Here is a 25,916-nt window from a genome sequence, read left to right as displayed (position 1 = left end):
AATTGGCGGTTCGGTCTCTGCCGCCCTGCACAGCCGGTGAGCCGGTCCACCCCTCGCGCTTTGTGGCCAGGCCCGCGGCGTCGAGGGGCTTCTCCGGTCGCGATCATCGGCTCCTCAGCCTGTACCGCAGGCCAATCGTGGAACAGCTTGGTTAAGGAACCCTTGCTTCTTTGGTCGGAAAATACCTCGGGGGAGGCCGCAGGCCGGGGGCAGCGCCCCCTACTCCGCCGCCTGCTCGCGAATCCGCTCGATCATGGCGCGCAATCCGTTGGAACGTTGCGCGGAAAGGTGATCGTTCAGGCCAAGGCGACCCAGTTCGGACCGCGCGTCCACCACGCCGACCTCTGCCACCGGAAGCCCGTCATACAGACGATGCAGGAGCGCGATCAGCCCCTTGACGATCAGGGCGTCGCTATCCCCCTGAAAATGGAACACACCCTGTTCCGGTGTCATGTGAAGCCAAACCTGGCTGGCGCAGCCCTCGACCTTCGTGGCCGGTACCTTCAGCGCGTCGGGCATCGGCGCCATGTCCTTGCCCATTTCGATCACCATGCGATAGCGGTCTTCCCAGTCCTCGAGAAATTCGAAATCCTCGACCACCTCTTCGAATGCCGGTTGCGCCATGCCTGATCTCCTTTTTCCCTGCAGGTAAGGTGCCTCGGGCCAAAGGTCCAGCCCTTCGCGCTTTTCAAGAGCGTCGGGATGCGGTAACCCAAGACAAGACGGAAAGAAGGGGCCGTTCCGCGATGAAGAAAACGCTTTCTGTGCTGGTTCTGTCCGCACTTGTCCTCAGCAGTTGTGGCGCCGTGCGCGACTCGCGCCTAAACCCGATGAACTGGTTCGGCCGCTCCACATCGGAACCGGTGGTCCAACAGGGCGAAGTCAATCCGCTGATCCCGCGCCGACGCTCGTCGATTTTCCGCGCCGAAAAGGAGAGCGCCTATGGCGGATGGCTGGTCGCCGAGGTCTCGGAACTCACTGTCGAGCGCCGTCCGGGGGGCGCGATCATCCACGCCACCGGCGTGGCCGATTACCAAGGGCCCTATGAGCTGAAGCTGGTCAAGCTGGACAGCGAAACGGGCGAAGGAGTGCTGACCTATGAACTGAAGGCCTACCAGCCGCAGGGCGGTGTCGGATCGGAATGGTCGCGCACCGTCAGTGCCGCCGTCTGGCTGACCGACAATGACCTCGCAGGCATCGGCACGATCCGGGTCAAGGGCGCCCGGAACATCCGCACCGCGCGCCGCTGAAAAGTAGGATGGGTGATCACCCATCCTACCCTTATTTCACAACTCGATCACATCGACAGTCTTGCCGCGCGCAGCCAGGGCGATCTTGCCCTCGCACAGCCGCAAGGCGTCATCGCCAAAGACCTCCCGCCGCCAGCCGCGCAGCGCGGGCACATCCCGCTCACCCGAGGCGATGGCATCGAGATCCGAGGCCGGTGCGATCAGCTTTGACGCGACACCGGATTTCTCGGTCTTGGCTTTCAGCAGCACCCGCAGCAGGTCTGCAAGGGCCGGGTTCACCTGTCCACGATCCGGGCCGTTATCGGCCTGAGGCAGGTCCTCCTTGGGGCAGTCCAGCCCCGCCTGCACCGCCGCGATGATCCCGTCGGCAATCGGCCCCTTGCGGGCCTCGCGCAACAGCAGGCGCGACCGGCCCAGATCCTGCATGTTGGCGGGCTTGGTCGAGGCGAGCTCTGCCAGCGCATCATCCTTGAACACCCGGTTGCGCGGAATGTTGCGCTCCTGCGCATAGGTTTCGCGGAACCGCGCGAGTTCCCGCACGATGGCCAGAAACCGCGGCGCGGCGGAGCGGGTCTTGACCCGTTTCCACGCATCTTCAGGTCGGGTGATGTAGGTCTCGGGATCGGTCAGAACGGCTATCTCTTCCTTGACCCAGCGCGCGCGCCCGGTCTCCTCCAGCTTGCGATTGAGGAATTCGTAGATCTGCCGCAGGTGGGTCACATCCGCCAGCGCATAGGTCTTTTGCGCTTCGGTCAGCGGGCGGCGCGACCAGTCGGTAAAGCGCGAGGACTTGTCCAGCTGCTGCTTGGCGATGCGCTTGACCAGCGTCTCATAGCCGACCTGCTCGCCAAAGCCCGCCACCATCGCCGCGACCTGCGTGTCGAACAGCGGCTGCGGGATCACGCCGTGATCGATGAAGAAGATTTCCAGATCCTGCCGCGCGGCGTGGAACACCTTGACGATGCTGTCGTCGCGGAACAGGTCCAGAAGCGGGTCCAGCGACATGTCATTGTCGATCGGATCGACCAGCACCGCATCGGCGGTGTCCGTGCCCGGCAGGGCCAACTGGATCAGGCAGAGCTTGGAATAATAGGTCCGCTCGCGCAGGAATTCGGTGTCGACGGTGATATAAGGCTGGCCTTTTGCACGCTCGCAAAAGGCGGCCAGGGCGTCGGTCGTGGTAATGGTCTGCATGCGCTGCCTTTTCTGAATAACCGGTAAGTGGCGCGTCTGTTGTTTTCGGCAGCTTAGCGCAGCCTTGCGGGAAAAGGAAACAGGTCTCAGCCGAGATCGATGCGGCCCCTGTCACCGGCAGCGAACCGGCGCAGGACCGCCGGGTAAAGCCGGTGTTCCTGTGTCAGGACGCGCGCCGCCAGCGTATCGGCATCGTCACCGGGCTGGACGGGCACACGGGCCTGCCCGAGGATCGGGCCATCGTCCAGTTCCGCCGTCACCTCGTGGACGGTGCAGCCTGCCTCCGTGTCGCTCGCGTCGAGCGCGCGCTGATGGGTGTGCAGCCCCTTGTATTTCGGCAAAAGCGACGGGTGGATGTTCAGCATCCGCCCCTCATAAGCTCGGATGAAGGAGGGCGTCAGGATGCGCATGAACCCGGCAAGGCACAGGATATCCGGTTCGCTCGCGTCGATGTGCTGGCGCAGCGCCGTCTCAAACGCCTCGCGGTCGCCCTTGAACGGCCGGTGATCCACGGCGGCGGTCGGCACGCCCATCGCGGCGGCTTTGCCCAGACCACCAGCCTCGCGATCGTTGGACGCGACCAGAACGGGCCGCGCCGGGTGGTCGCCGGTCATATCCTCGACCAGCTTGACCATGTTCGACCCGCCGCCCGAGATCAGGATCGCGACGCGCTTCACAGGGTTCCCTCGTAGGAAACCCCCGCGCCCTCGGTCACGGCGCCAAGGCGATAGACGGTCTCGCCCGCAGCAGCCAGCACGCGCGTCAACGCGTCGGCCTCGGACGCATCCACGACGACGATCATGCCGATCCCGCAGTTGAAGGTCTTGAGCATTTCGCCCGCCTCGATCCCGCCGACCTCGCGCATCCATTGGAACACGCCGGGCAAGTCCCATGCGTCCAGATTGATCGTTGCGCCGCAGCCTTCGGGCAGTACGCGCGGCAGGTTTTCGGTCAGGCCGCCCCCGGTGATATGCGCCAGCGCATGAACGCCCCCCGCGCGGATCGCCTCCAGCAGCGATTTCACATACAGCCGCGTCGGCGTCAGCAGCACCTCGCCCAGCGATCCCTCGCCCCACGGACAGTCCGCGTCCCAGCCAAGGCCCGACAGCTCGACCAGCTTGCGCACGAGGCTGTAGCCGTTGGAATGCACCCCGTCCGAGGCCAGCCCCAGCAACACGTCACCCGGTGCGACGCCCTCGGGCAACGCCGCCCCGCGCTCCATCGCGCCCACGGCAAAACCGGCAAGGTCGAAATCCCCCGCCGGGTACATGCCAGGCATCTCCGCCGTCTCGCCGCCGATCAGCGCGCAGCCAGAGCGCACGCAGCCCTCGGCAATGCCCTCGATCACGCGGGCGGCGGTGTCGGTGTCCAGCTTGCCGGTGGCGAAATAGTCGAGAAAGAACAGGGGTTCGGCCCCTTGGCACACCAGATCGTTCACGCACATGGCGACAAGATCGATGCCCACGCCATCCACATGGCCGGTGTCGATGGCGATGCGCAGCTTCGTGCCCACGCCGTCCGTCGCGCCGACGAGGATCGGATCGCTATAGCCCGCATCCTTCAGGTCGAACAGCGCGCCAAAGCCACCAAGGCCGGAGGCCACGCCCGACCGGTTCGTCCGCTTGGCCGCCGGTTTGATCCGTTCGACCAGCGCGTTGCCCGCATCGATATCCACACCTGCCTGCGCATAGGTCAGGCCGTTCTTGCCACTGGTCATGAATGAGGTCTCCAAAGCTTTGCGCCGCGATTATCGGATTCCTCCGTACTCTGCAACGTGCGCCTTGGCGCAGGGTGCTTGACCGGACTCACCACGCCGAACTACCATGAGGAGAGTATTTTCATGAAAATCCATTAAAGGAAGATCGCACATGCCCGATCCGGTGCAGATTCTCTGGCAACCCGCTGGCGTGACGTTGGATTCGCTGGGGACCAGCAAGCTGGTCGATATTTCCGACGGCGACACGCCCAATATCCGCATGTCCATTCGTATGCTGTCCATCGACACGCCCGAGACCACGGCGCGCAGCGCCAACGGGGCCGCCAATGTCGATGGCAAGTTCACCCAACTGGCCGAGTGGATCAGGCAGGACAAGGCCCCCGTCAGCCGCGCCTTTGCCGATTACATCCTGCCGCGCCTCGAAAGCGGCACGGCGGGCACGCTGCAATACGATCAGGGCGAGGCGGGCAAGGCGTTCTTCACCGACACAGTCGCCCGCCGCACCACGCGGCCCGATGGCTCGATGCGCAAACTGTTCCTGCGCGCCGCTGATGAGCGTTTTGACGGGTACGGACGCCTTCTGGCCTATGCCGCCCCGTCCTATTCTTGGAAAGAGCGGCAGGAGATGACCCGGCGCGAGCGCGCGACCTTCAACCTCGACATGATCGAAAGCGGCCACGCCATGCCCTTCGTGATCTTCCCCTCGATCCCCGGCGAACTGGACATGCCGATGATGGTCGCGGCTGCGCAAACAGCCCAGGACGAGGCGCGCGGCCAATATACTGACCCACTGTTCCTGCCCGCCTACGAATACCGCGCCTGCGAAAAGCTGTATTCCATCACGAAAAAGGTCGTCGAAGGCGAGGACCTGTCTTACCCCGACCGCCTGAAATGGCGCTCGCGCTACTGCGTCGACATGCGCGACCGGCTGATCTATGGCCCCGAAGGCTATATGGGCATCCCCCATCCCTACCGGTTGTTCCTGTGGCCTGACGACGTGCAACGCGCCATCGGCATGCTGAACCTGACACCCGCGCCCAGCCTCGTCGGCTGAGGCTTGACCACCCCGAAAGGTATGCTAGGGAAAGCGACACGGTGGGCCTGTAGCTCAATTGGTTAGAGCAGGGCGCTCATAACGCCTTGGTTGCGGGTTCAAGTCCTGCCGGGCCTACCAGTCATCATTCCAACAGGAAGTCATTCACGCTCAGGGTCAGTGTGCCATCCAGCCGGATCTCGAAATCGGCGGTGCCATCGGAATCCAGATCGGCCTGAACGATGGTGAAGGACCCGGCATGGGAATAGCGCACTTCGCCGCCGCCACCGCCCTTGGGGCCCAGAAAGGCGTCTGTCCCGATGAAGTCCATGCCCGCGACCATGTCGACCAGCACGATCTGATCGATCCCCACCTCGAAGTCGCGGATGATGTCACGGCCAGCGCCGACCGGGCTTTCGCTGGGATCGTTGAAGACGAAATAGTCGGTCTCGCCGTCACCGGGAAAGGTCCTGCCGCTGACGGGGCCGCCGATCAGGATATCGCGGCCCTCGCCACCTTCGAGCGTGTCGGAGCCGGTGCCACCGCGCAACTGGTCATTGCCGCTGCCTCCGGCAAGGAAATCATCGTCGTTGCCGCCGTCCAGCACGTCGCGGCCGCCATAGCCCCTGAGTAAGTCCTCGCCTGCGCCACCTTGGATATTGTCGACGCCCGAGCCCCCCAGAATGGTATCGTCACCGCCCAGCCCGATGCCGGTATTCGATCCGGCCCCGAGTTGCAGGATATTGTCGCTGGTCGAGCCGACGAAACGGTCGTTGAAATCCCCGCCGACAAGGTTCTCGATGTCTTGCAGGTCGTCGGTACCGCCCGCACCGGTATATTGCCCGCCGCTGGTGACGAGGCTGACGGTGATCCCACCGCCGAAGCCGGTGTAATAGGCGGTATCGATGCCGTCGCCGCCGATGATCGTATCATCACCATAGCCGCCGGTCAGATGATCGTCTCCATCTCCGCCATCTAGGCTGTCCTGCGAAAAGCCACCATCCAGCGTGTCATTGCCATGCCCGCCGGTCAGGGTGTCGGCGCCGCCCTCCCCCCGAAAGGTGATGTTCTGGGTCTCACCCGTGGCGTCCATGGTATCGCCAAACCCGCTGCCCAGAAATTCGACGAAGTCATGCACCGTCAAGGTATTCGAACCGCGCGTGATCTGGTTTAATCCCACATCGATCTGCACCGCACCGGCGATGGGCGAGAGGTCAATCGTATTGGTGCCGTCCCCCCCCAAAATAAAGCCGGCCCGCAAGTTCGTGATGATGTCGTCGACGATCAACAGATCGTCCCCGGTCCCCAAACTGACAATGCAAGACATGAAAACCCCGCGCACGGTATCATCGCCGCCGCCAGTCGATAGACTTGGAGCAGACCAGTAGATCGCCACATAGTCGTCGGTGTCGTTTCTCAGGTTGATACGGTGGATGTCGTTGAGTTCAAGGCTGCGTTGATCGGTGCTGGCCGTGCCGGCCTGCATGTCGATCGTCCAGCCACCTTCCGTGGCATCGCTTTCTATGACGACGTAGACGCTGTAGAGGGCACCGCCCGTGATCGTGTCGTCGCCGCCATTCGCCTCCAGAGTAACACTTGTCGGAGATTGGGCGATCACCAGATCGTCACCCTCTCCGGGGAAGACATCGTCCCCATCAAATCCATTGCTGCTGTCGACAGTGATCGTATCATCCCCGCCCAGACCGTAGATGGTGTCCTGACTGCTGGCGTCCGAGGTCAGGCTGTCATTGCCAGACGTGCCGGTGATAACGGGCATGGTGGTATCCTCTGTGTTGTGGCTGTTCCTGTGCGTTTGCGCAAGAAAGCCCGGGACTATTCATATCGCGTAGTTTTGCATACGGCGCAGATGTGGAACGCCCCTAGAGGATGAAATCCGCCGCCGTCAGGGTCAGCGTGCCATCCAGCCGAATCTCGAAATCGGCGATGCCGTCCGCATCCAGATCGCCCTGCACGATGGTGAAGGACCCGGCATGGGTGTACCTGACCTCGCCGCCTTCGGACTTGGTCGTTTGAAACGCATCCGTGCCGATGAAGGTCAAGCCCACCTGCATGTCGACCAGCACGATCTGGTCGATCCCCACCTCGAAGTCACGGATGATGTCGCGCCCGGCGCCGACCGGGCTTTCGCTGGGTTCGTCGAAAACGAAATAGTCAACGTTGCCATCGCCGGGAAAGCTCGTGCCGCTGACGGGGCCGCCGATCAGGATGTCGCGCCCCTTGCCGCCCGCCAGCGTGTCGGACCCGGTCCCGCCGCGCAGTTGGTCGTTGTCGGACCCGCCCACCAGCACATCGTCATCAGCGCCCCCGTCCAGTACGTCGCGCCCGCCGCTGCCGCGCAAGCTGTCCTCGCCCGCGCCGCCCTGAAGATTGTCGACACCGTTGCCGCCGATCATCGTATCATCGCCGCCCAGCCCAACCGCCACGTTCGATCCCGCGCCCATCTCCAGCCGGTTGGCGCCGGTCGAACCAACAAATCGGTCGTTGAAATCCCCGCCGACGAGGTTCTCGATCCCTTGCAGGTCGTCCGTGCCGCCCGCGCCGGTATATTGCCCGCCGCTGGTGACGAGGCTGACGGTGATCCCGCCGCCGAAGCCGGTGTAATAGGCGGTATCCACTCCGTCGCCGCCGATGATCGTATCGTCGCCATAGCCGCCAGTCAGGTGATCGTTGCCAAGACCGCCTTCCAGAAGGTCCTGCGAAAAACCACCATCCAGCGTGTCGTCCCCCTCGCCCCCGGTCAGCGTATCGGCCCCGCCCTGCCCGGACAGCTCATGCCCCAGCAGCATGCCCGATGCCGTTATCGTATCGCCAAAGGCCGTTCCCAGCACGGTCTCGAAGTCATCCACACTCCCGGTAAAGCCACCTTGGCTAAAGTCTTGGTTGGCGAGATCGACCGTCACCGCACCGGTGACGTTCGAGAAATCGATCGTGTCATTGCCATGCCAGCCGTCGAACCTGGAATTGTTGGCTGAGATCGTGTCGATCACGACCAAATCGTCGCCGTCCCCAAGATTGACATAGGACCAAATATCGATCCCGGTCACGGTATCGTTTCCGCCATCCGCATATATCTCGACTCGTCCCTGCGGGAACCCGGCGACATCGACCAGATCATCAGTCTCATTGTCGAAGCTTAGAGACTGGACGAAGCTCAAAGTGAGCGCGCGTTCGTTCGTGCTCGCTGTTCCTGCGGCCAGATCGACGGTCCAGCCGCTTTCCGTCGGACTGCTGGCGATGTAGGTCGTGACAAGATAGCCGCTACCGCCGTTGATCGTGTCGTCGCCGCCATTCGCTTCGAGAAATACACGTCCCGGACTGTTGACGTTGATGATGTCGTTGCCTTCGCCGGGATAGACGAAATCATGATCCAACCCCGACCCGTTGGACACGGTGATCGTGTCATCTCCGCCCAAGCCGTTGATCGTGTCGATGCTGGTATTGTCGGACGTCAGGCTGTCATTGCCGGATGTTCCATCGATAATGGGCATGAGGAAATTCCTTTGAAAAAATCAATATAATTTGGGCTAAAAAGCGCACCAAGCCGCTGAAATTCTGCCAAAGGCACAGGGGATCGGTCAACCTCGGGTCAAAACTGCCCTTACGTCAAGCGGTCCGCCACGCGGTGGCCTTGCGCTCCCAGCGCTGCACGATCAGGTATTCGATGGCCAGCATCACGGCGGTGAAGCTCAGTGCGTAGGCCATGACCGTGGCGGTATCGAACATCTGGAAATACAGGTGAATCTGGAAACCCACACCATTGCCACGCCCGAGGAATTCCACCACCAGCACAATCTTCCAGATGACGGCGAGCCCGTTGCGGGTGCTGGCGGCCACGAACGGCCCCAGCTGCGGCCAGATCACGTGCCGCAACCGCGCCAGCCACGACATGCGATAGACCTGGGCCATATCGGCCACCTGCCGGTCAAGCGCGCGCACGCCCTCGCGGATGGTGACCGTGACCATGGCGGTCTTGTTCAGCGACACGGCGACCACCGCGGCAACCTCGTTCAGACCGATCCAAAGGTAGCACAGAACGATGATCACCAGCGCCGGCAGGTTCAGCATCACCGTGACCCAAGGGTCGGCCCACCGGTTCAGCCGTGGCGACAGGCCAAGCGCCAGTCCCAACGCGCAGCCCACCGCCATGGCCAGACAGAAGGCCAGCACGACGCGCCACAGAGTCCAGCCCATGTGGAACCACAACTTGCCGCTTGCGCTTTCGCGCAGCACCACCTGCCCCACTTCCCACGGGCCGGGCAGCACCGACGGATCATTGCCCAGCCATGCCGCAACGGTCCAAAGCGCCAGCAAGGCCAGCAGCGACAAGGCCGTGACAGGTGTCTTCATCTGCGCTCCTCCTGACGGCAGGCTAGCCGCAAACCGCGCGCGACCCAAGCGCGGCGACCTGCCACCAAGGTCGCATTTCGCGCCGGAGCATCGCTGTTAATTTGCCCAAATGAGAGCACGTTTCTTGGCCAGTTTGTGGCTCTGGCTTGCCAGTGCCGTCGGTCTTTGCGCCGAAACCATCTCGGAAGCCGAGATGGCACAACTGGTGCGCGCGCCCATGTCGCTGGGCAAGCAGATCAGCGACGACGGCGTCTACGAGTTGCTCAATTCGGGTGGCGCCCATGCGGGATACGTTTTCCAGACGGAACCGATGGCGCCCCTGCCCGGCTTTTCCGGCGCGCCGATCAACATGCTGGTGGTGCTGGATCTGGATGGACGGTTTCTGGATGTCCTTCTGCTCGACCACAACGAGCCGATCTTTGTTTCGGGGCTTGGGCAAGCGCCCTTTCATGCCTTCATGGAGCAGTATCGCGGCCATTCGATCAGTTCGCCCATGGTGGTCGGCACACCTTATGGCGGTGGCTCCGAGGGGAGCGGGCTGGTCTATCTCGACGGCGTGACGAAGGCTACCGCCAGCGTGCGCATCGCCCATGAATCGATCCTTGCCGCCGCGCTGAGCGTGGCGCGCGAAAAGATGGGGGGCGTTGCCTCCGGCCCGCCCAGCTTTCCCGATCCGGCGGTCGACGAGGCGCTGAGCTTTCAGGATTTGCGCGATCAAGGGCTTATTACGCACAAAACGCTGACAAACGCGGAAATCGATGCACGATTTGCGGGCACGACATGGGAAGATGACGATCCCGAGGCGCGCGATTATCCCGACGAGGTCTATCTCGACCTTTGGGTGGCCGATCTCGGGCCGCAGAGCATCGCCCGGGCACTGTTGTCCGAGGATACGCTGGCCGAACTGGACCGGTTCAAGGAGATCAGCACCTTCGACGAGCCTATCCTCGTGATCGAGACGGCCCGGCATGGGTTGGTTTCGCCCGATTTCGTGCGCAACACGGCGCCTGACTGGCTGGGCGCGCAACAGAACGGCTTTCCGATTGCCCTGCGCGATGCCGACCTGTTCGTCGAACTGTCCGATGACGTCCCGGAGGCCTTGCAGGACGGCGTCGCCATGATCCTGCGCACGGATCGCCGTCTGGGGTTCGATCCGGCAAGCCCTTGGACGATGACGGTGCAAGCCGTGCGCGAACACGGCATGTTCCAGCCAGAAATAGGCTCGGTCACCATCGAGGCGCAGATCAGCACCGACGAACGCTTTTTCACCCGCCCCGGAGAGGTCGAGCGTCTGACCCCGTTCGAGGAGGCGATCCGCAACCGGCAAGCCGATCTCTACGTGCTGGCGGCGTTCCTTGCGGTCCTGCTGCCCACCCTGCTCTTTGTGCAATCCCGTCTGGCCAGTCTGCCGGTCTACACGCCGGTCCGGCTTGGGATTCTGGCATTCGTGCTGGGCTTCGTGGGCTGGTGGGGACAGGGTCAGCTGTCCATCGTCACACCGCTGGCGGCCTTGCAGACCAGCCTCGCTGGGGGCAGCTTTGCCTTCCTGCTCTACGATCCGTTTTCGCTGCTGATCTGGGCGGCCGTTCTGGCAGGTTTCGTGCTATGGGGGCGCGGTTTGTTCTGCGGTTGGCTCTGCCCGTTCGGCGCATTGCAGGAGTTCGCGCATCATATCGGGCGTTTCCTGCATCTTCCGCGCATCGAGCCGTCGCGCGCTTGGGATCAACGCCTGAAGGCGGTCAAATACGTGGCGCTGGCCGGGTTGGTCGCGGTCACGGTGTTTGCGCCGCAACACATGGACAAGGCCGCCGAGATCGAGCCCTTCAAGACGGCCATCACCACCTTCTTCGTGCGCGAATGGTACTATGTCGCCTACGCGGCGCTGTGGCTGGTGCTGGGGACCATGGTCTTCAAAGGCTTCTGCCGCTACCTCTGTCCGTTGGGGGCGCTGATGGCCATTGGCGGCGCGCTGCGTCTGCGGCGCTGGATTCCGCGCCGGGTCGAATGTGGGTCACCCTGTCAACTGTGCCGGGTGAAATGCAACTACGGCGCAATCAAGCGCACTGGCGAAATCCAGTATGACGAATGTTTCCAGTGCCTTGACTGCGTGACCATCCATGATGACGAAACCCGGTGCGTGCCCTTGATCCTGAAAACCCGCGAAGGGAGCCGGGCGCGCCGCACGGGGCATCCAAACGAGGTGCCTGCCGAATGAATCGTCGCCGCTTTCTGCAACTGAGCGCCGCCTTCGCCTGCGCGCCCCACCTCGCTACCGCGTCGACATGGCGGGGCCGTGCCTTGGGCGGAGAGGTCAGTCTGACCTTGCACGGCCCAAAAGACGCCGTTGCCCCTGTTCTGGACGCCCTGCCGGACTGGCTGGATGCGTTCGAGCAGGAATTCAGCCTCTACCGCCCGGATTCTGCCCTGACGCGCCTCAACGCCATAGGGTTTCATGCGGGAACTGCCCGTTTTCATACACTCATGGATCACGTCCAGAAAGCCTATGACCTCACGGGGGGCCTGTTCGATCCGACCGTGCAACCGCTTTGGAACGCGCTTGCGCAGGGGCAAGATCCCGTTATTCCCCGAACCTTGATTGGCTGGGACAAGGTGACCCACACACCGCAAGCGATTCAGCTTGCACAGCATCAGAAGCTGACCCTCAACGGCATCGCCCAAGGCTATGCGACCGACCTTTTGCGCGGGCAGCTGATGTCCCGCGGATTTGACAAGGCCTTGATCAATATCGGGGAATTCAGTGCTTTGGGCGGGCCGTTCCGGCTCGGTATCTCGGATCCGACGCAGGGACTGGTTGGCCAGCGCAGCCTCGACAACCGCGCGATCGCAACCTCGTCGCCGGAGGCGCTGCGGCTGGGCCGAACGGGGCATATCCTGTCGCCGGACGGCCGTCCTGCCCTGTGGTCCACCGTGGCAATCGAAGCCGACACCGCCACGCTCGCCGACGCGCTTTCGACCGCCGGTGTCTTCATGTCGCTTGACGAACTCGCGACGCTCAAGTCACGGGCGAACCTCCACCGCATCACCGTCGTCGATGCGGTCGGGAACCTGCGCACGCTCTGAATTTCGACACTCCCGAAATTGGCAACAAAAAACCCCCGGCCGCCAGGACCGGGGGTCATTTCAGATGTCTTCAGTTCAGCCGTTGGCTTGCGCCACCGCCCGCTTGGTCAAGACCGCCACCAGATGAGCACGGTAAGCGCCCGAGCCATGCAGGTCGTTGATCATGCCATCGGCGGACACGGACAGGCCATCCAGCGCCTCGGGCGCGAAGTTGCCATTCAGCGCCTCTTCGGCGGCGGTCCAGCGATGCACGCCCTCTTCGGAGGCGCCGGTCACGGCGACGCGCACGCCATCGGCCCCCTTGGACACAAACACGCCAACCAGCGCAAAGCGCGAGGCGGGCTGTTCGAACTTGATATAGGCGGCCTTCTCGGGGATCGGCAGCTTGACCGAGGTGATGATCTCACCCTCGTCCAACGCAGTGGTGAACATGCCCTGGAAATAGTCGTCTGCCGCGATCTCGCGAGTGTTGGTCACGATGGTCGCGCCAGTGCCTAGCGCCGCTGCCGGGTAGCAGGCCGCCGGGTCATTGTTGGCCAGCGAGCCACCGATGGTGCCGCGATTGCGCACCGCCGGATCACCGATATTGCCCGCCAGTGCCGCCAGCGCCGGAAAGCTCTCCGCCGCCTCGCTGGCCACGGTGGCGTGGGTGGTGCCGCCGCCAATATTGACCGCGCCGTCCTCGACGCAGACACCCTTCATCTCGGCAATGCCGGACAGGCTGACCAGCACCGACGGCGAAGCCAGACGCTGTTTCAACGTGGGGATCAGGGTCTGGCCACCGCCAAGCGCCTGCGCTTCGTCCTTGCCCAGAGCCGCGACCGCATCGGCCAGCGTCGTCGGGCGTTCAAAATCGAATGCGTACATTCTCTTGTCCTCCTTGGGCCAAAGACCCGATCAGGGTTTCTTCTGGCCCCAAATACCGTGGGGGTCCGGGGGCAAAGCCCCCGAACGCGCTCTCAACTCAGCCGTTCATCGCAGCCCAGACGCGCGACGGCGACAGCGGCATGTCGATATGCTCGACCTTGTGGCCCGCGCTGTTCAGCGCGTCCAGTACCGCGTTCACCAGTGCCGGCGGCGACCCGATGGCCCCGGCCTCGCCGCAGCCCTTCACCCCAAGCGGGTTGTGGGTGCAGGGCGTCGCGTTGGAATGGTCCACCTTGTAGAAAGGCACATCCGACGCGCGCGGCATCGCGTAATCCATGTAGGACGCGCTCAGCAGCTGGCCGTTTTCATCGTAGGCGCAGTTTTCTAGCAGCGCCTGACCAATGCCCTGTGCCAGACCGCCATGGACCTGACCTTCGACGATCATCGGGTTGACCACATTGCCGAAGTCATCCGCCGCGGCGAAATCCAGCACGGTGACCTTGCCGGTCTCCGGGTCGACCTCGACCTCGCAGGCATAGGCGCCCGAGGGGTAGGTGAAGTTGGCCGGATCGTAGAATGCCGTTTCCTCCAGACCCGGCTCGATATCTTCGAGCGGGTAGTTGTGCGGCACGTAGGCGGCAAGGGTCACGTCACCCCAAGCAACCGACTTGTCGGTGCCTGCCACGCTGAACTGACCGTCCTTCAGCTCGATATCGGCTTCGGACGCTTCCAGCAGGTGGGCGGCGATCTTCTTGGACTTGTTGATGATCTTCTCGGTGGCGCGAACCATGGCAGAGCCGCAGACCGCCAGCGAGCGCGAGCCATAGGTGCCCATGCCGAAGGGGATCTTCGAGCTGTCGCCATGCACGATGTCGATCATGCTTTCGTCAATGCCCAGCATCTCCGCGACAACCTGCGGGAACACCGTCTCGTGGCCCTGACCGTGGCTGTGCGCCCCGACCATCACCGAGATCGAGCCCGTGGCGTTCACCCGGACCGTCGCCGCATCGTACAGACCGGCGCGTGCGCCGAGCTGACCGACAAGGTTCGACGGCGCGATGCCGCAGGCCTCGATATAGCAGTTCACACCCAGACCGCGCAGCTTGCCGCGCGCCTCGGACTCCTTGCGGCGCGCCTCGAACCCGTCGCGGTCGATCATCTTGACCAGCGTGTCCATCGTCGCGTCGTAATCGCCGGTGTCATATTCCACCGCGACCGGGGTCGAATAGGGGAAGGACCGGATGAAGTTCTTGCGACGCAGTTCGATCGGGTCGACGCCCAACTCGCGCGCGGCCTTGTCGATCACGCGCTCCAGCTGGAAGGTCGCCTCGGGGCGGCCCGCGCCGCGATAGGCGTCCACCGGAACGGTCGTGGTGAACACGGCCTTGACGTTCACCTGCACCGCCGGGGTGGTGTAGTTGCCCGCCATCAGCGTGCCATGCAGCCAAGTCGGAACCGAGGATGCGAAGGTCGACAGGTAGGCGCCCATATTGGCGTAGGTGTCGGTGCGCAGGCCGATGAACTTGTTATCCGCGTCCAGCGCCAATTCGATCTTGGTCACGTGATCGCGGCCATGGGCGTCAGACATGAACGCCTCGGAGCGGGACGAGGTCCACTTGACCGGGCGATTGAGCTGGCGCGAGGCAAAGGTGACGAAGGCTTCTTCGGCGTAGTGGAAGATCTTGGTGCCGAAACCGCCGCCCACATCGGGGGCCACGACGCGCAGCTTGTGCTCGGGGATACCCAGCACGAAGGCGCCCATCAGCAGGCGGATGACGTGCGGGTTCTGCGAGGTAGTATAGAGCGTCGATTCATCGTTGGCGCGGTTGTACTCGCCCACGGCGACGCGCGGCTCCATCGGGTTGGCCACGAGGCGCTGGTTCTTCAGTTCCAGCGTGGTGACATGCGCGGCCTTGGAAAACGCCTCGTCGATGGCAGCCTGATCGGACCCGAACTGCCAGTCATAGCAGAGGTTGTTGTCCAGATCGTCATGCACCTTGGCAGCGCCGGATTCCAGAGCGACCTTCATGTCGACGACGGCAGGCAGTTCCTCGATGTCCAGATCGATGGCCTCGGCGGCGTTGCGCGCCTCTTCGAGGCTTTCGGCCACGATGGCGGCAATCGGATCGCCCACATGGCGAACCTTGCCCTGTGCCAGAACCGGGTGGGCCGGCTCCTTCATCGGTTCGCCGTGCTTGTCGGTGACCTGCCACCCGCAGGGCAGACCGCCCACGCCTTCGAAATCGGCGCCGGTGAAGATGCGCACGACGCCGGGCATGTCAGCCGCGGCGGAGGTGTCGATCTTGTTGATCTTCCCGTGCGCCACGTCGGAGCGCAGGAAATAGACATAGGTCTGACCGTAGACATTGATGTCGTCGGTGTAGTTGCCGGCGCCCGTCAGAAAGCGCACGTCCTCGCGGCGCTTCGGGCTTGCGCCGATGCCATGATCCTTCGGCATTGTGTTTCCTCCCTAAGAGATTTCGTGTCAGGCGCGCGCGGCACACGCGCACCCGGTTCGTTCAATCGTCATCCTCAGCCGAACCAGTCCCCCGGTTGGCGTTTGCGAATCTTGTGCGGCATTCGGACCAAGGGCGTCCAAAGGCCGTCCACAACCACGTTGAGTTCCGGCAGCCATGTGAAATACCCGGGCACCTTCACCATTTCGCCGCCCCGGACCGATTTGTGCGTCAGCGCGGAATAGCTGAAGGCGACATAGGAACAGTCGCCGATATCCAGCGCCTTGCGTCCCCTGAGCCGGAACTCGACGCGCCCCGGGCCGGACTCCGAAAAGGTGTCGGTCATGAGGCCGGTCGCGTTGTCCATCTGCCGGTAGCGAACGCTGCCCTCGAACGAAAAGGGTTCGTTCAGGTCCAGCGTGCGCAGTGCCGACAGATCGGCATCGAAGGTCCACCAAGCGATATGGCTGCCTGCCGTTTCGACAACGACAATGCCTTGCGGCTCGAAAATGGTCTCTCGTGTTCCGTATCCGTCCGTTCCCGAGGCGCTCAGGAAGCGTGCCCCGCGCCACATGCGCTGATCCGGCAAGCGCCGGACATGGTAGGACGAATACCGCTCTTCGTCGATCAGGACGAAGCCGTGGTCCAGATCGGCACGGGTCGGGCAGTCGCCCGCCATCACCGCCCCGGAGACAAGGCCCGCCGCCACGACAAAGAAGGCACGGAACACAGAGCGCACCGGCGTTACTCGGCCGCGATGGAGCTGACGTCCTGACCGGAGGCTGCCATGATCGCCTTGACGATGTTGTGGTAGCCGGTGCAGCGGCAGATATTGCCTTCGAGGTAGTGGCGTACCTCGGCCTCGGTGGGCTTGGGGTTGTCTTTCAGCAAGGACGCCGCCGCCATCACCATGCCCGGTGTGCAGAACCCGCACTGAAGGCCGTGATGGTCCTGAAAGGCCTGCTGGATCGCGCTCAACGTGCCATCTGCGGCGGCCTGCGCCTCGATCGTGGTCACTTCGGCACCGTCGGCCTCGCCTGCGAACATGGTGCAGGCTTTGACAAGCTCACCGTTCACATGGATGTTGCATGCCCCGCATTGCGAGGTGTCGCAGCCCACATGTGTCCCGGTCAGGCGCAGCTCGTCGCGGAGGAACTCCACCATCAGCGTGTTGCCCTTGACCGACTTGGTGACGGATTTGCCGTTCACCTTCATCGTCACTTCTGCCATTTCAATCCTCCCTGGATATCACTTTGTCACCTGCCCCGGGCCTGACCCGGGGCCTCTAGCTTTGGTCCGGCCTCAGCCGGTGATCTTTTTGAACCAGCCCTTCTTCTCGGGCTCGGCCTGCGCTGTTTCAGCTTCGCCCGTCTCGGAGGGGCCTTCAACAGCTTCCTGAAAATTCTGGAAGAACTGGTCGGCCATTTTCTTGGCAAAGCCGTCGATGATGCGGCTGCCCAGCTGCGCCAGCTTGCCGCCGACCTTGGCCTCGACATCATAATGCAGCAGCGTGCCCTCTTCGGCCTCTTCGAGCCGCACCACCGCGCCGCCCTTGGCAAAGCCAGCCGCGCCGCCCTTGCCCTCGCCTTCCAGCTTGACGGTGTTGGGCGGGTCCATTTCCGACAGGGTCACCTGCCCTTTGAAGGTCGCCTTCACCGGGCCGACCTTTTGCGTCACCGTCGCCTCGAATCCCTCGTCGGCCGATCCGGACATCTCGGTGCAGCCGGGCACGCATTGCTTGAGAACCTCCGGGTCCAGGATCGCCGCAAAGACCACCTCGCGCGGGGCCTTGATCGTGCGGGAATCGCTCATCTGCATGGGTGTCGTCCTTTCCTTGATGCGCAGCCTAGGCGCGCCGCCCCCCTCGGGACTATTAGACCAATGGCGTAATTGCCGTTTGCGCCCGACCCGGCCTTACCATTGCGGCGGCGTGTGGGTCAGACCGTATGTCGCGAAGATGTCGGCGATGCGACCATCGGCCAGACCTGCCGCTATGGCATCGCCCACTTCGTAGGACAGGGGCCGGTACGCGAAATGCACCGCTGTCCCCAAGGGCCATTTCGCCCTCGCCAAGCCGGGCAGCGGCGGTTCATGGATATCCACGCCCTCGCCCGCGAAATATTCCAGCTGCGCCCTTGGCCCCATGGCAGCCATGGTTTCCCCGGCGTTCAGCGCCTCCATCGCCTGCATCATCGTCGGATACCGTCGCACACCTGCCGCCGTCTGGCCACCGGCAAAGCTGGTCAGGTAGAAATCTGACAGCGAGTCGTTCTCGACCGCAACCGTATCGAAGCGGAAATAGGCCGGAACGGGCTTTTCCTCGGGATAGGCGTCGATCCGATAGGCAATGGCGATGCGTTCCTCTTGGTATTGACCCGGAAAGACCGCCTGCTCGACCCGGCATTTGAAGCTGCTGTCATAAGGGATGCGCATCATCACGTTCGAGACGGCGCCGCCGACGACCGGACCCTTCCAAATGTTGTTGCGCAGATCAGCCTCAAGGTTCTCGCCTGCCGCGACCAGCTTGAAGCGGGCCTCGACACCGATGAACTCGGCGATCAGCCGGGCGATGTCCACATCGACACCGGTGACCTTCCCGCCCTCATCGAAGGAATAAGGCGGGAAATCCTCGTAGAGCGCGAAGGTCATGTAGCCGCGTTCGCGGATCTGGTCGATGTCCTGCCCGACGATGTCGCGCGAGGCGTTCTGCGGCTTGGGCTGCGGCACGTAATCCGCACAGGGATCCGCCGCAGCCACGGGCGAGGTCAGCGCCAAAGCCGCCGCACCCGCCACCAAGAGCGTTCGCACGCTCTTGCAAATTTCTTCGACGAAATTTGCCCGCCCGGTCATGACCGTCTCACTCCCTCTTGCGCCAAGGTCAGTGTGCAGCCGACAGGCCGATGGTCAAGGCCTCGGCCGCGTGGCGCGTGCCGTCCCCCGTCCCGTCGAGCAACGCCGCCGCGCGGCTGGCCGCCGAATCCGCCACCGGCGCACCAGAGACCGTCTCGATCCCGTCGGCGATCTCCTGAAGGCGGACCTTCAAGGCATCCACATCGCCGTCACCGGCCACCAGTTGATCGCGGATGCCCTTCAACTCGTCCGACACCTCGGCCATGCTGTCATCGTCGGGGCGGGTCTCGACATAGGTGCGGATCGCCCACGCGGCCTCCTGCCCCAGAAGCTCGCCGAAGGCCGGCATCTTGGTCGTACCGTTCTGGGTATAGCCGTGACGGAAGCGTTCGATGAACCACTCGTCACCATATTCCTCGGCCTCGAGATAGCGCAGATCGGGCGCCAACCCGCCCGAGATCACCTCGAGCCCGTGGCAGCGCGCGCAGTTCTGGTTGTAGCCGGAGGCGCCGATCTCCACCGCCGTCGCCCAGACGTCTTCACCCGCAGCCTCGGCGCGGTAGGGGTTCTCGGTCAGCCATTCCTCGCCCACCGCGGGCAGGCCGGTCGTGTCGACGGCTTGGGGCGCCACGTCGCCATGGGCCATCAGCATCACCGGCACGGCGGCCGCGAGGATCGTCAGCATCGGGGTCTTCATCACGGGGTCTCCTCCCAGTTTCGGGTGTCTGTCGCGTTGACCCTTGTCTAGGCCAATGCCGCGCCGGGGTGCCATTGGACTTTCGTGGGGAAACCGGCGGCACGAGACAGACCATGGTCGTATTGAGCGCCGCTGCCCCGCACCCCACCTTGCTGCCGGGAGGACGAAGATGCGTATACTGACGGCAGCGCTGCTGGCGGGCGTGATGGCCCTTCCCGCGGCGGCACAGGAAATCTCGGTGATCTACCTGCGGCAGGCGGTTGCGCCGCCGCCGACCCTGTCCAACCTCGACCCCGTTCCCGAAGATCTTGGCTGGCGTGGTGCCGAACTGGGTTTGGCCGACAACGCCACCACGGGGCGGTTTCTGGGCCAGACCTGGACCCTCGAAGAGGTCACCGTGCCCGAGGGCGGCGATTTTCCCGCCGCCGCCGCCCGCGCGCTCGAACGCACGCCCTATCTCGTTCTCGACGCGCCCGCGACGCTGCAAACCGCCGCCGCCGACCTGCCGCAGGCCACAGGCGCGCTGCTGTTCAACGCTTCTGCCCCGGACACCCTGCTGCGCGCCAGCGGATGCCGCGCCAACCTGCTGCACACCCTGCCGTCACGGGCGATGAAGGCGGACGCGCTCATGCAGTTCTTCACCGCCCGCCGCTGGACCGACATTGCCCTGATCGAGGGCGAGGCCGCCGATGATCGCGCCTTTGCCACGGCGCTCGACGCCTCGGCCCGCAAGTTCGGACTGAAGATCGGCGCGCGCAAGACCTGGGCCTTCGATGCCGACATGCGGCGCAACGCGTCGCAAGAGGTGCCCCTGTTCACGCAGGATCTGGGCGACTACGATGTGCTTCTGGTCGCCGACGAGGCCAACGACTTTGCTCGCTACATCCCGTTCAACACATGGCGTCCGCGCCCCGTGGCCGGGTCCGAAGGCCTGACCGCCCATGCCTGGGACCGCGTGGTCGAACAATGGGGCGCGGCGCAATTGCAATCCCGCTTCGAGGATCTGGCAGATCGCCCCATGCAGGATATCGACTACGCCGCGTGGGCCGCCCTGCGCTCCTTGGGCGAGGCCGCCACCCGCACGAAATCCGACGACCCGGCCACCCTGCGCAGCTACATCCTCGGGCCGGATTTCGAACTGGCTGGCTTCAAGGGCCGCCCCCAGACCTTCCGCAGCTGGAACGGGCAGATGCGCCAGCCGATGCCGCTCACCCATCGCGGCGCGCTGGTGGCGCAGGCCCCGCTCGAAGGCTTCCTGCACCAGCGCACCGAACTCGACACGCTCGGCCTCGACCAACCCGAAAGCGGCTGCTCGGCCTTCGAGTGACCCTTGCTTCTTTGGTCTCCAAAAACCTCGGGGAGCGCGAGGGGCTGGCCCCTCGCTCCGACATCTCAACAAGGACCGCCATCATGAAACTGACCACCGCCCTTGCCACGCTGCTGATGATGACCCCGGCCTATGCCGACGAAATCTGGGTGACGAACGAAAAGGACGACACGATCAGCGTGATCGACATCGAAACCCTCGAAGTCACCCGCACCATCCCAACCGGCGAACGCCCGCGCGGCATCACCTTTTCTAAGGACTATTCCGTCGTCTATATCTGCGCCTCCGACAGCGACGCCGTGCAGGTGATGGACCCGGTCTCGGGCGAAATCCTGCACGACCTGCCCTCTGGCGAGGACCCGGAACAATTCGTCCTGCATCCGGACAACAGGCATCTCTACATCGCCAACGAGGATGACGCGATCACCACCGTGGTCGATGTCAAAACCCGGACGGTGGTCGAACAGATCGACGTGGGCATCGAACCCGAGGGCATGGCCGTCAGCCCCGACGGCAAGATCGTCATCACCACATCCGAGACCACCAACATGGCGCATTGGATCGACACCGACGAAAAGGCGATCTTTGCCAATACGCTGGTCGATAGCCGCCCGCGCCACGCCGAATTCCTGAAGGGCGGGACGGAATTGTGGGTCAGCTCTGAGATCGGCGGCACGATCTCGGTCTTCGACGTGGAAACGCAGGCGGAAAAGGCCAAGATTTCCTTCAAGTTGCCCAATATCCACCCCGACCGCGTCCAACCGGTGGGGTTCGAACTCGGCCCCGATGAAACCCATGCCTATGTGGCGCTCGGCCCGTCCAACCATGTCGCCGTGGTCAATGCCGAGACTTTCGAGGTCGAGGACTACATCCTCGTCGGCCGTCGCGTCTGGCACATGGATTTCAATGCGGACAAGTCGCTGCTGTTCACCACGAACGGGATCTCCGGCGACGTGACGGTGATCGACACCGCCACGAACAAGCCGATCAAGAGCATCAAGGTCGGGCGCTTCCCCTGGGGCGCGGCCTTCCGCCCGACGAACTGAACGCACGAGGAGAGAGACCGATGATGAAACCCCTGATCGCCGCGATGATGATGGCCGCCCTGCCCTTTGCCGCGGTGGCCGATGACGACGACGATGCCCCGCGCTTTGGCATGGCCGGGCTGCTGTCTGCCAAGAACAAAGAAGACCTGCCGCCGGTCATCCTGTCGGCGGGCATGCCCCTGTCGGACGCCCCTTGGGTGCTGAAATCCGGCACCTATTACGAATTCGAGATACAGGGCGATGGCAGCCAGGAACTGGCGCTGATCGGCCCGGAATTCTTCCGCGCCATCTGGATCGACGAGATCGTCGTCGAGGGTCTGGAAATCCGTCCGCTGGGTCTGGATTCGGTCGAATTCGACGAGGCGGGCGAGATGGAGATCGGCTTTATCGCGCTCAAGCCGGGCAGCTACTACCTGAAGGTTCCGGGCACGACCGGCGAAACCCAGCGGCTCGACATCACCATCGAATAGCGCCGCCTGCCACGGCAGAGACAAAGGCTTTTCGAAAAGCCTTGGCCGCGAAAATGCGAATTTTCGCCTCGAAGCCGCGTCGGACAAGGCGCTTCGAAGCGACTTTTCGCCCGAACGAAAAACCGCGCCGAGGCTTGCTCGGCGCGGTTCTTCATTGGAGTAGGATGGGTGATCACCCATCCTACCCAAGATCACCCGGGACAGCGCGCGGTTTCCATGCCGGGGAAACATTCCGGCCCCATCTGCATGTCCGGGATCCACAGCGACAGCTGCGGGATATACGTGACCATGATCAGGAACACGAAAAGCACTGCAAGGAAGGGCAGCGCCGCGCGCACCACGTTCATCATCGGCATCCCCGCCACACCCGAGGTGACGAACAGGTTCAAGCCAACTGGCGGCGTGATCATCCCGATTTCCATGTTCACCACCATGATGATGCCCAGATGGATCGGGTCGATGCCCAGTTCCAGCGCGATCGGGAAGACCAGCGGTGCGACGATCACGATCAGGCCCGAGGGCTCCATGAACTGACCGCCGATCAGCAGGATCACGTTCACCACGATCAGGAACATCACCGGACCAAGCCCCGCATCCAGCATCGCCGTGGCGATCTTTTGCGGGATCTGCTCGTCGGTCAGCACGTGCTTGAGGATCAGCGCGTTGGCGATGATGAACATCAGCGTCACGGTCAGCTTGCCCGCCTCGAACAGCGTGTTCTTGGTGTCGCGGTGGAAGAAGGCCGTGACCAGCGCGATGGGCTTGTCCAGCAGGTTGATCTTGCGCCCGTTCTTTTCCTCGTTCAGCGGCCCCATGTCGCGATAGACGAAACACGCCACGAGGAACGCATAGACAGAGGCCACGGCAGCCGCTTCGGTCGGCGTGAAGATCGCGCCGGTGACACCGGGGATGCCGTAGATCCCGATCATGATGATCGCGATCAGCATCAGGCCCCAGAACGCATCGGCAAAGCTCGATGCGATCTCGCCCCAGCCCTTCCATTCGCCCTTGGGCATGCCGCGCAGATGCGCCATGACATAGATCGTCACCATCAGCATCGTGCCCGCCAGCAGGCCCGGGATGATGCCCGCAAGGAACATCCGGCCAACAGACACATCCGTGGCCGAGGCATAGACCACCATCACGATGGATGGCGGGATCAGGATTCCCAAGGTGCCCGCATTGGCTATGACGCCGGCTGCGAACTCCTTGGTATAGCCCGCCTGCCGCATGGCCGCGATCACGATCGAGCCAATGGCCACCACCGTCGCCGGAGACGAGCCCGACAGCGCGGCAAAGATCATGCAGGCAAACACGCCCGAGATCGCCAGACCGCCGCGCAGATGCCCCACGCAGGCGATGGAAAACCGGATGATCCGCTGCGCCACACCGCCCGTGGACATGAAAGACGAGGCAAGGATGAAGAACGGGATCGCCAGCAGGGTGTAATGCCCGGCCATCGCCTGAAACAGCGATTGCGCGACCGAGGCCAGCGAGGCATCCGACAGCACCAGCAGGAACAGCGTCGACGCCAGCCCAAGCGAGATCGCGATGGGCACGCCGATCAGCATCAGGCTGATGACGAGGATAAACAGGATTGCGACTTCCATGCGCTCAGTCCTCGCGGTTCATGTGCTTGACGTCATCGATGGCGTCTTCGGCTTCGTGGGAGGCGATCAGGCCTTGGGCCTCGCCGGTCCAGATGCGGATCGTGGCCTGCACCAACCGGAACAGCAACAGCGCCATGCCGATGGGCAGGATCGCATAGGGGATGAAGCGCGGGATCTTCTCGTAGTGTTCGCCCTCGTTCATCAAGGGTTCGAGAAAACGCAGCCACTCCGGCATGGGCGTTTCCAGAACCTCGTACCAGCCGCGATAGGAGGTGCGCCGCATCTCCTCGAAGCCGGTCGGGAACCAGCGCCCGGTCGTCTGTGGCAGATTGGCAAAGTTGGCCCAGTAGTCCCAGGCCCCCTTCAGCAGCAGCACCGCGTAGATCAGGCACAAAGCGGCGGCGATCAGGGCCAGCGTCTTGCGCACATGCGGCGGGAAGACGTTGACCAGTGCATCGACGCCCAGATGGGCCGTGACCTTGACAGCATAGGAGATGCCGAACAGCACCAGCCAGGCAAAGAGGAACAGCGTCACCTCCAGCCCCCAAGTGAGGCCGGTGTTGAAGCCGTAGCGCAGCACGACATTGACAAAGGTGATGATCGTCATGGCGCCGAGGATCAGCGCGATCAGGGTCTCTTCCAGCTCGTTGACCGCTTGGCCAAGCATGGATGAGGGCGGTTTCGTGGACATGTCCCCCTCCCGGGCAATGCGACCGTAGGACCGAAAGGCACGCCCTTCCGGCCCGCGGGCGCAAAAGTTTTCGAAAACTTTTGGCAAAGTCCTTCGAAGGACTTTGCACCTCGCACCCCAACGGTGCGTGCCCGGCCCCTGACAGGGACCGGGCCTCTTCAAATCAGAAGTTGGCGTTGATCGACTGCGCGGCGTCGATGTTTTCCTGACCAACGTCCTCTTTGAACTGGTCCCAGACCGGCATCATCGCATCGACCCAGGCCTGACGCTGTTCGGCGTCCAGCTCGCGGATGGTCGACCCGGCATCCAGGATCGCCTGGCGCGCATCAGAATCGACCTGGCCCACGGCGGCGTTGCGCTCGGTGGTGACCTCTTCGAGGATGGTGGCCAACTGGGTGCGCACGTCCTCGGGCAGGCTGTCCCACCAATCGACCGAGGTCACGACCATGTAGTCGATAATGCCGTGGTTGGTCTCGGTGATGCCGTCCTGCACCTCGAAGAACTTCTGGCCGTAGATGTTGGACCAGGTGTTTTCCTGACCGTCGACGACGCCGGTCTGCAGCGCGCCGTACACCTCGGAGAAGGCCATCGGCTGGGGCGACACGCCGATCGCTTCCATCTGCGCCTTGATCACGTCAGACGGCTGCACGCGGAACTTCAGACCGGCTGCATCCGACGGCGAGTTCAACGGCTTGTTGGCCGACATCTGCTTCATGCCGTTGTGCCAGAACTGCAGGCCCAGCAGACCACGACGCACCATCGATTCCTTCATCGCCTGACCGGCATCCGAGCTTTGGAACGCGTCGACCGCCTCGATGTTCTTGAACATGAACGGCAGGTCGAAGATGCGGAACTGCTTGGTGAACTGCTCGAATTTCGACAGCGAGGGCGCGGCCATCTGCACGTCGCCGTTCAGCATCGCCTCGAGCACCTGGTCATCGTTGTACAGCGTCGAGTTCGGGAAGACCTCGACACAGGCCTTGCCGTTCATCTCTTCGTTGACGCGCTCTTGGAACATCGTCGCGGCGATGCCCTTGGGGTGCTTGTCGGTGTTGGTGACGTGGCTGAACTTGATGACGATTTCGCCATCGTCGCAGGCTGCCATGGCGCCGGTTGCGCCGGTCACGGCCAGTGCTGCCGCCGCGGCGGACATCAGAAACTTGTTCATGGGTATCCTCCCAAAGATACGAGTGTTTGGCCGAGCCCCTCCTCAGGGCCCCGGATGGCGACACGAAACCGTGTGGTGAAAATTCGTTCAA

At 63.4% G+C, this 25,916-nt stretch carries 24 protein-coding genes and 1 tRNA gene; 8 read left to right on the top strand and 17 right to left on the bottom strand.

Features of this window, described 5'->3' with window-relative positions:
* Positions 1-219: 219 nt before the first annotated feature.
* Positions 220-624: a SufE family protein gene (locus D8Z78_RS09165; RefSeq protein WP_121629611.1), complete on the bottom strand. Its 405-nt coding sequence runs from the start codon at positions 622-624 to the stop codon at positions 220-222.
* Positions 625-746: 122 nt separating this feature from the next.
* On the opposite strand from D8Z78_RS09165, the gene D8Z78_RS09160 reads away from it, so the two are divergent.
* Positions 747-1,250, top strand: coding sequence for a hypothetical protein (locus tag D8Z78_RS09160; RefSeq protein WP_121629612.1), 504 nt, complete (start codon positions 747-749; stop codon positions 1,248-1,250).
* Between the two features lie 36 nt (positions 1,251-1,286).
* Here D8Z78_RS09160 and rnd read toward each other — a convergent pair whose 3' ends face one another.
* The 3 genes from rnd to purM all read right to left on the bottom strand — a co-directional run bounded on the left by rnd (position 1,287) and on the right by purM (position 4,161).
* Entirely contained in the window at positions 1,287-2,444 is a 1,158-nt protein-coding gene (gene rnd, locus D8Z78_RS09155) for a ribonuclease D (RefSeq protein WP_121629613.1), read from the bottom strand.
* Positions 2,445-2,530: 86 nt separating this feature from the next.
* Positions 2,531-3,121, bottom strand: coding sequence for a phosphoribosylglycinamide formyltransferase (gene purN / locus D8Z78_RS09150; protein ID WP_121629614.1), 591 nt, complete (start codon positions 3,119-3,121; stop codon positions 2,531-2,533).
* Positions 3,118-4,161 carry a phosphoribosylformylglycinamidine cyclo-ligase gene (gene purM, locus D8Z78_RS09145; RefSeq protein ID WP_121629859.1) on the bottom strand — a complete coding sequence of 348 codons (1,044 nt, stop codon included), beginning with the start codon at positions 4,159-4,161 and terminating at the stop codon, positions 3,118-3,120. The genes purN and purM overlap by 4 nt, the downstream gene beginning before the upstream one ends.
* Positions 4,162-4,312: 151 nt before the next feature.
* Here purM and D8Z78_RS09140 point away from each other — a divergent pair, with 151 nt between their 5' ends.
* Positions 4,313-5,215, top strand: coding sequence for a nuclease (locus D8Z78_RS09140; protein ID WP_121629615.1), 903 nt, complete (start codon positions 4,313-4,315; stop codon positions 5,213-5,215).
* 43 nt (positions 5,216-5,258) lie between these two features.
* Positions 5,259-5,335 (top strand) — tRNA-Ile (locus tag D8Z78_RS09135).
* Between the two features lie 4 nt (positions 5,336-5,339).
* Here D8Z78_RS09135 and D8Z78_RS09130 read toward each other — a convergent pair.
* The 3 genes from D8Z78_RS09130 to D8Z78_RS09120 form a co-directional block, all read right to left on the bottom strand.
* A complete protein-coding gene (locus tag D8Z78_RS09130; protein WP_121629616.1) occupies positions 5,340-6,971 on the bottom strand; it encodes a calcium-binding protein in 1,632 nt (543 codons plus the stop codon).
* A gap of 103 nt (positions 6,972-7,074) precedes the next feature.
* Positions 7,075-8,703 (bottom strand): calcium-binding protein, encoded by a 1,629-nt coding sequence (locus tag D8Z78_RS09125; RefSeq protein WP_121629617.1) that lies wholly within the window; start codon positions 8,701-8,703, stop codon positions 7,075-7,077.
* A gap of 115 nt (positions 8,704-8,818) precedes the next feature.
* The gene (locus D8Z78_RS09120; RefSeq protein WP_121629618.1) at positions 8,819-9,562 is read right to left on the bottom strand and encodes an ABC transporter permease; all 744 of its coding nucleotides are present in this window, start codon (positions 9,560-9,562) and stop codon (positions 8,819-8,821) included.
* A 109-nt stretch (positions 9,563-9,671) separates the two neighbouring features.
* Between D8Z78_RS09120 and D8Z78_RS09115 the strand changes: the two genes are divergently transcribed.
* Entirely contained in the window at positions 9,672-11,777 is a 2,106-nt protein-coding gene (locus D8Z78_RS09115; RefSeq protein ID WP_121629619.1) for a 4Fe-4S binding protein, read from the top strand.
* Positions 11,696-12,643, top strand: coding sequence for an FAD:protein FMN transferase (locus tag D8Z78_RS09110; protein ID WP_240672057.1), 948 nt, complete (start codon positions 11,696-11,698; stop codon positions 12,641-12,643). Before D8Z78_RS09115 ends, D8Z78_RS09110 begins: the two co-directional genes overlap by 82 nt.
* A 75-nt stretch (positions 12,644-12,718) precedes the next feature.
* On the opposite strand, the gene D8Z78_RS09105 is transcribed toward D8Z78_RS09110, so the two are convergent.
* The 7 genes from D8Z78_RS09105 to pedF form a co-directional block, all read right to left on the bottom strand.
* Positions 12,719-13,510 (bottom strand): FAD binding domain-containing protein, encoded by a 792-nt coding sequence (locus D8Z78_RS09105; protein ID WP_121629621.1) that lies wholly within the window; start codon positions 13,508-13,510, stop codon positions 12,719-12,721.
* Positions 13,511-13,607: 97 nt separating this feature from the next.
* Positions 13,608-15,968 (bottom strand): xanthine dehydrogenase family protein molybdopterin-binding subunit, encoded by a 2,361-nt coding sequence (locus D8Z78_RS09100; RefSeq protein ID WP_121629622.1) that lies wholly within the window; start codon positions 15,966-15,968, stop codon positions 13,608-13,610.
* Positions 15,969-16,042: 74 nt separating this feature from the next.
* Entirely contained in the window at positions 16,043-16,696 is a 654-nt protein-coding gene (locus tag D8Z78_RS09095) for a hypothetical protein (protein WP_128910756.1), read from the bottom strand.
* Between the two features lie 14 nt (positions 16,697-16,710).
* Positions 16,711-17,196, bottom strand: coding sequence for a (2Fe-2S)-binding protein (locus D8Z78_RS09090; RefSeq protein ID WP_121629624.1), 486 nt, complete (start codon positions 17,194-17,196; stop codon positions 16,711-16,713).
* Positions 17,197-17,268: 72 nt separating this feature from the next.
* On the bottom strand, positions 17,269-17,784 hold the full coding sequence (locus tag D8Z78_RS09085) for an SRPBCC family protein (protein WP_121629625.1): 516 nt from the start codon (positions 17,782-17,784) through the stop codon (positions 17,269-17,271).
* Positions 17,785-17,880: 96 nt separating this feature from the next.
* Positions 17,881-18,816: a substrate-binding periplasmic protein gene (locus tag D8Z78_RS09080; RefSeq protein ID WP_121629626.1), complete on the bottom strand. Its 936-nt coding sequence runs from the start codon at positions 18,814-18,816 to the stop codon at positions 17,881-17,883.
* 28 nt (positions 18,817-18,844) lie between these two features.
* On the bottom strand, positions 18,845-19,513 hold the full coding sequence (gene pedF / locus D8Z78_RS09075) for a cytochrome c-550 PedF (protein WP_121629627.1): 669 nt from the start codon (positions 19,511-19,513) through the stop codon (positions 18,845-18,847).
* Positions 19,514-19,682: 169 nt separating this feature from the next.
* On the opposite strand from pedF, the gene D8Z78_RS09070 reads away from it, so the two are divergent.
* The 3 genes from D8Z78_RS09070 (at position 19,683) to D8Z78_RS09060 (ending at position 22,356) form a co-directional block, all read left to right on the top strand.
* Entirely contained in the window at positions 19,683-20,840 is a 1,158-nt protein-coding gene (locus D8Z78_RS09070) for an ABC transporter substrate-binding protein (protein WP_121629628.1), read from the top strand.
* Between the two features lie 83 nt (positions 20,841-20,923).
* Positions 20,924-21,886: a YVTN family beta-propeller repeat protein gene (locus D8Z78_RS09065; RefSeq protein ID WP_121629629.1), complete on the top strand. Its 963-nt coding sequence runs from the start codon at positions 20,924-20,926 to the stop codon at positions 21,884-21,886.
* Between the two features lie 20 nt (positions 21,887-21,906).
* Positions 21,907-22,356, top strand: a complete 450-nt coding sequence (locus D8Z78_RS09060) for a hypothetical protein (RefSeq protein WP_121629630.1) — start codon at positions 21,907-21,909, stop codon at positions 22,354-22,356.
* A gap of 191 nt (positions 22,357-22,547) precedes the next feature.
* Here the strand turns inward: D8Z78_RS09060 and D8Z78_RS09055 are convergent, their stop codons facing one another.
* The 3 genes from D8Z78_RS09055 to D8Z78_RS09045 all read right to left on the bottom strand — a co-directional run bounded on the left by D8Z78_RS09055 (position 22,548) and on the right by D8Z78_RS09045 (position 25,825).
* A complete protein-coding gene (locus D8Z78_RS09055) occupies positions 22,548-23,966 on the bottom strand; it encodes a TRAP transporter large permease (protein ID WP_121629631.1) in 1,419 nt (472 codons plus the stop codon).
* A gap of 4 nt (positions 23,967-23,970) precedes the next feature.
* Entirely contained in the window at positions 23,971-24,657 is a 687-nt protein-coding gene (locus tag D8Z78_RS09050) for a TRAP transporter small permease (protein ID WP_121629860.1), read from the bottom strand.
* A gap of 163 nt (positions 24,658-24,820) precedes the next feature.
* Positions 24,821-25,825, bottom strand: a complete 1,005-nt coding sequence (locus D8Z78_RS09045) for a TRAP transporter substrate-binding protein (RefSeq protein WP_206169658.1) — start codon at positions 25,823-25,825, stop codon at positions 24,821-24,823.
* Positions 25,826-25,916: the final 91 nt, after the last annotated feature.

It is taken from the genome of Tropicibacter alexandrii (assembly GCF_003667315.2).
Classification (GTDB): domain Bacteria; phylum Pseudomonadota; class Alphaproteobacteria; order Rhodobacterales; family Rhodobacteraceae; genus Tropicibacter; species Tropicibacter alexandrii.
The sequence above is the reverse complement of the archived record's forward strand: the minus strand, read 5'-3'. Positions and strand labels throughout refer to the sequence as shown.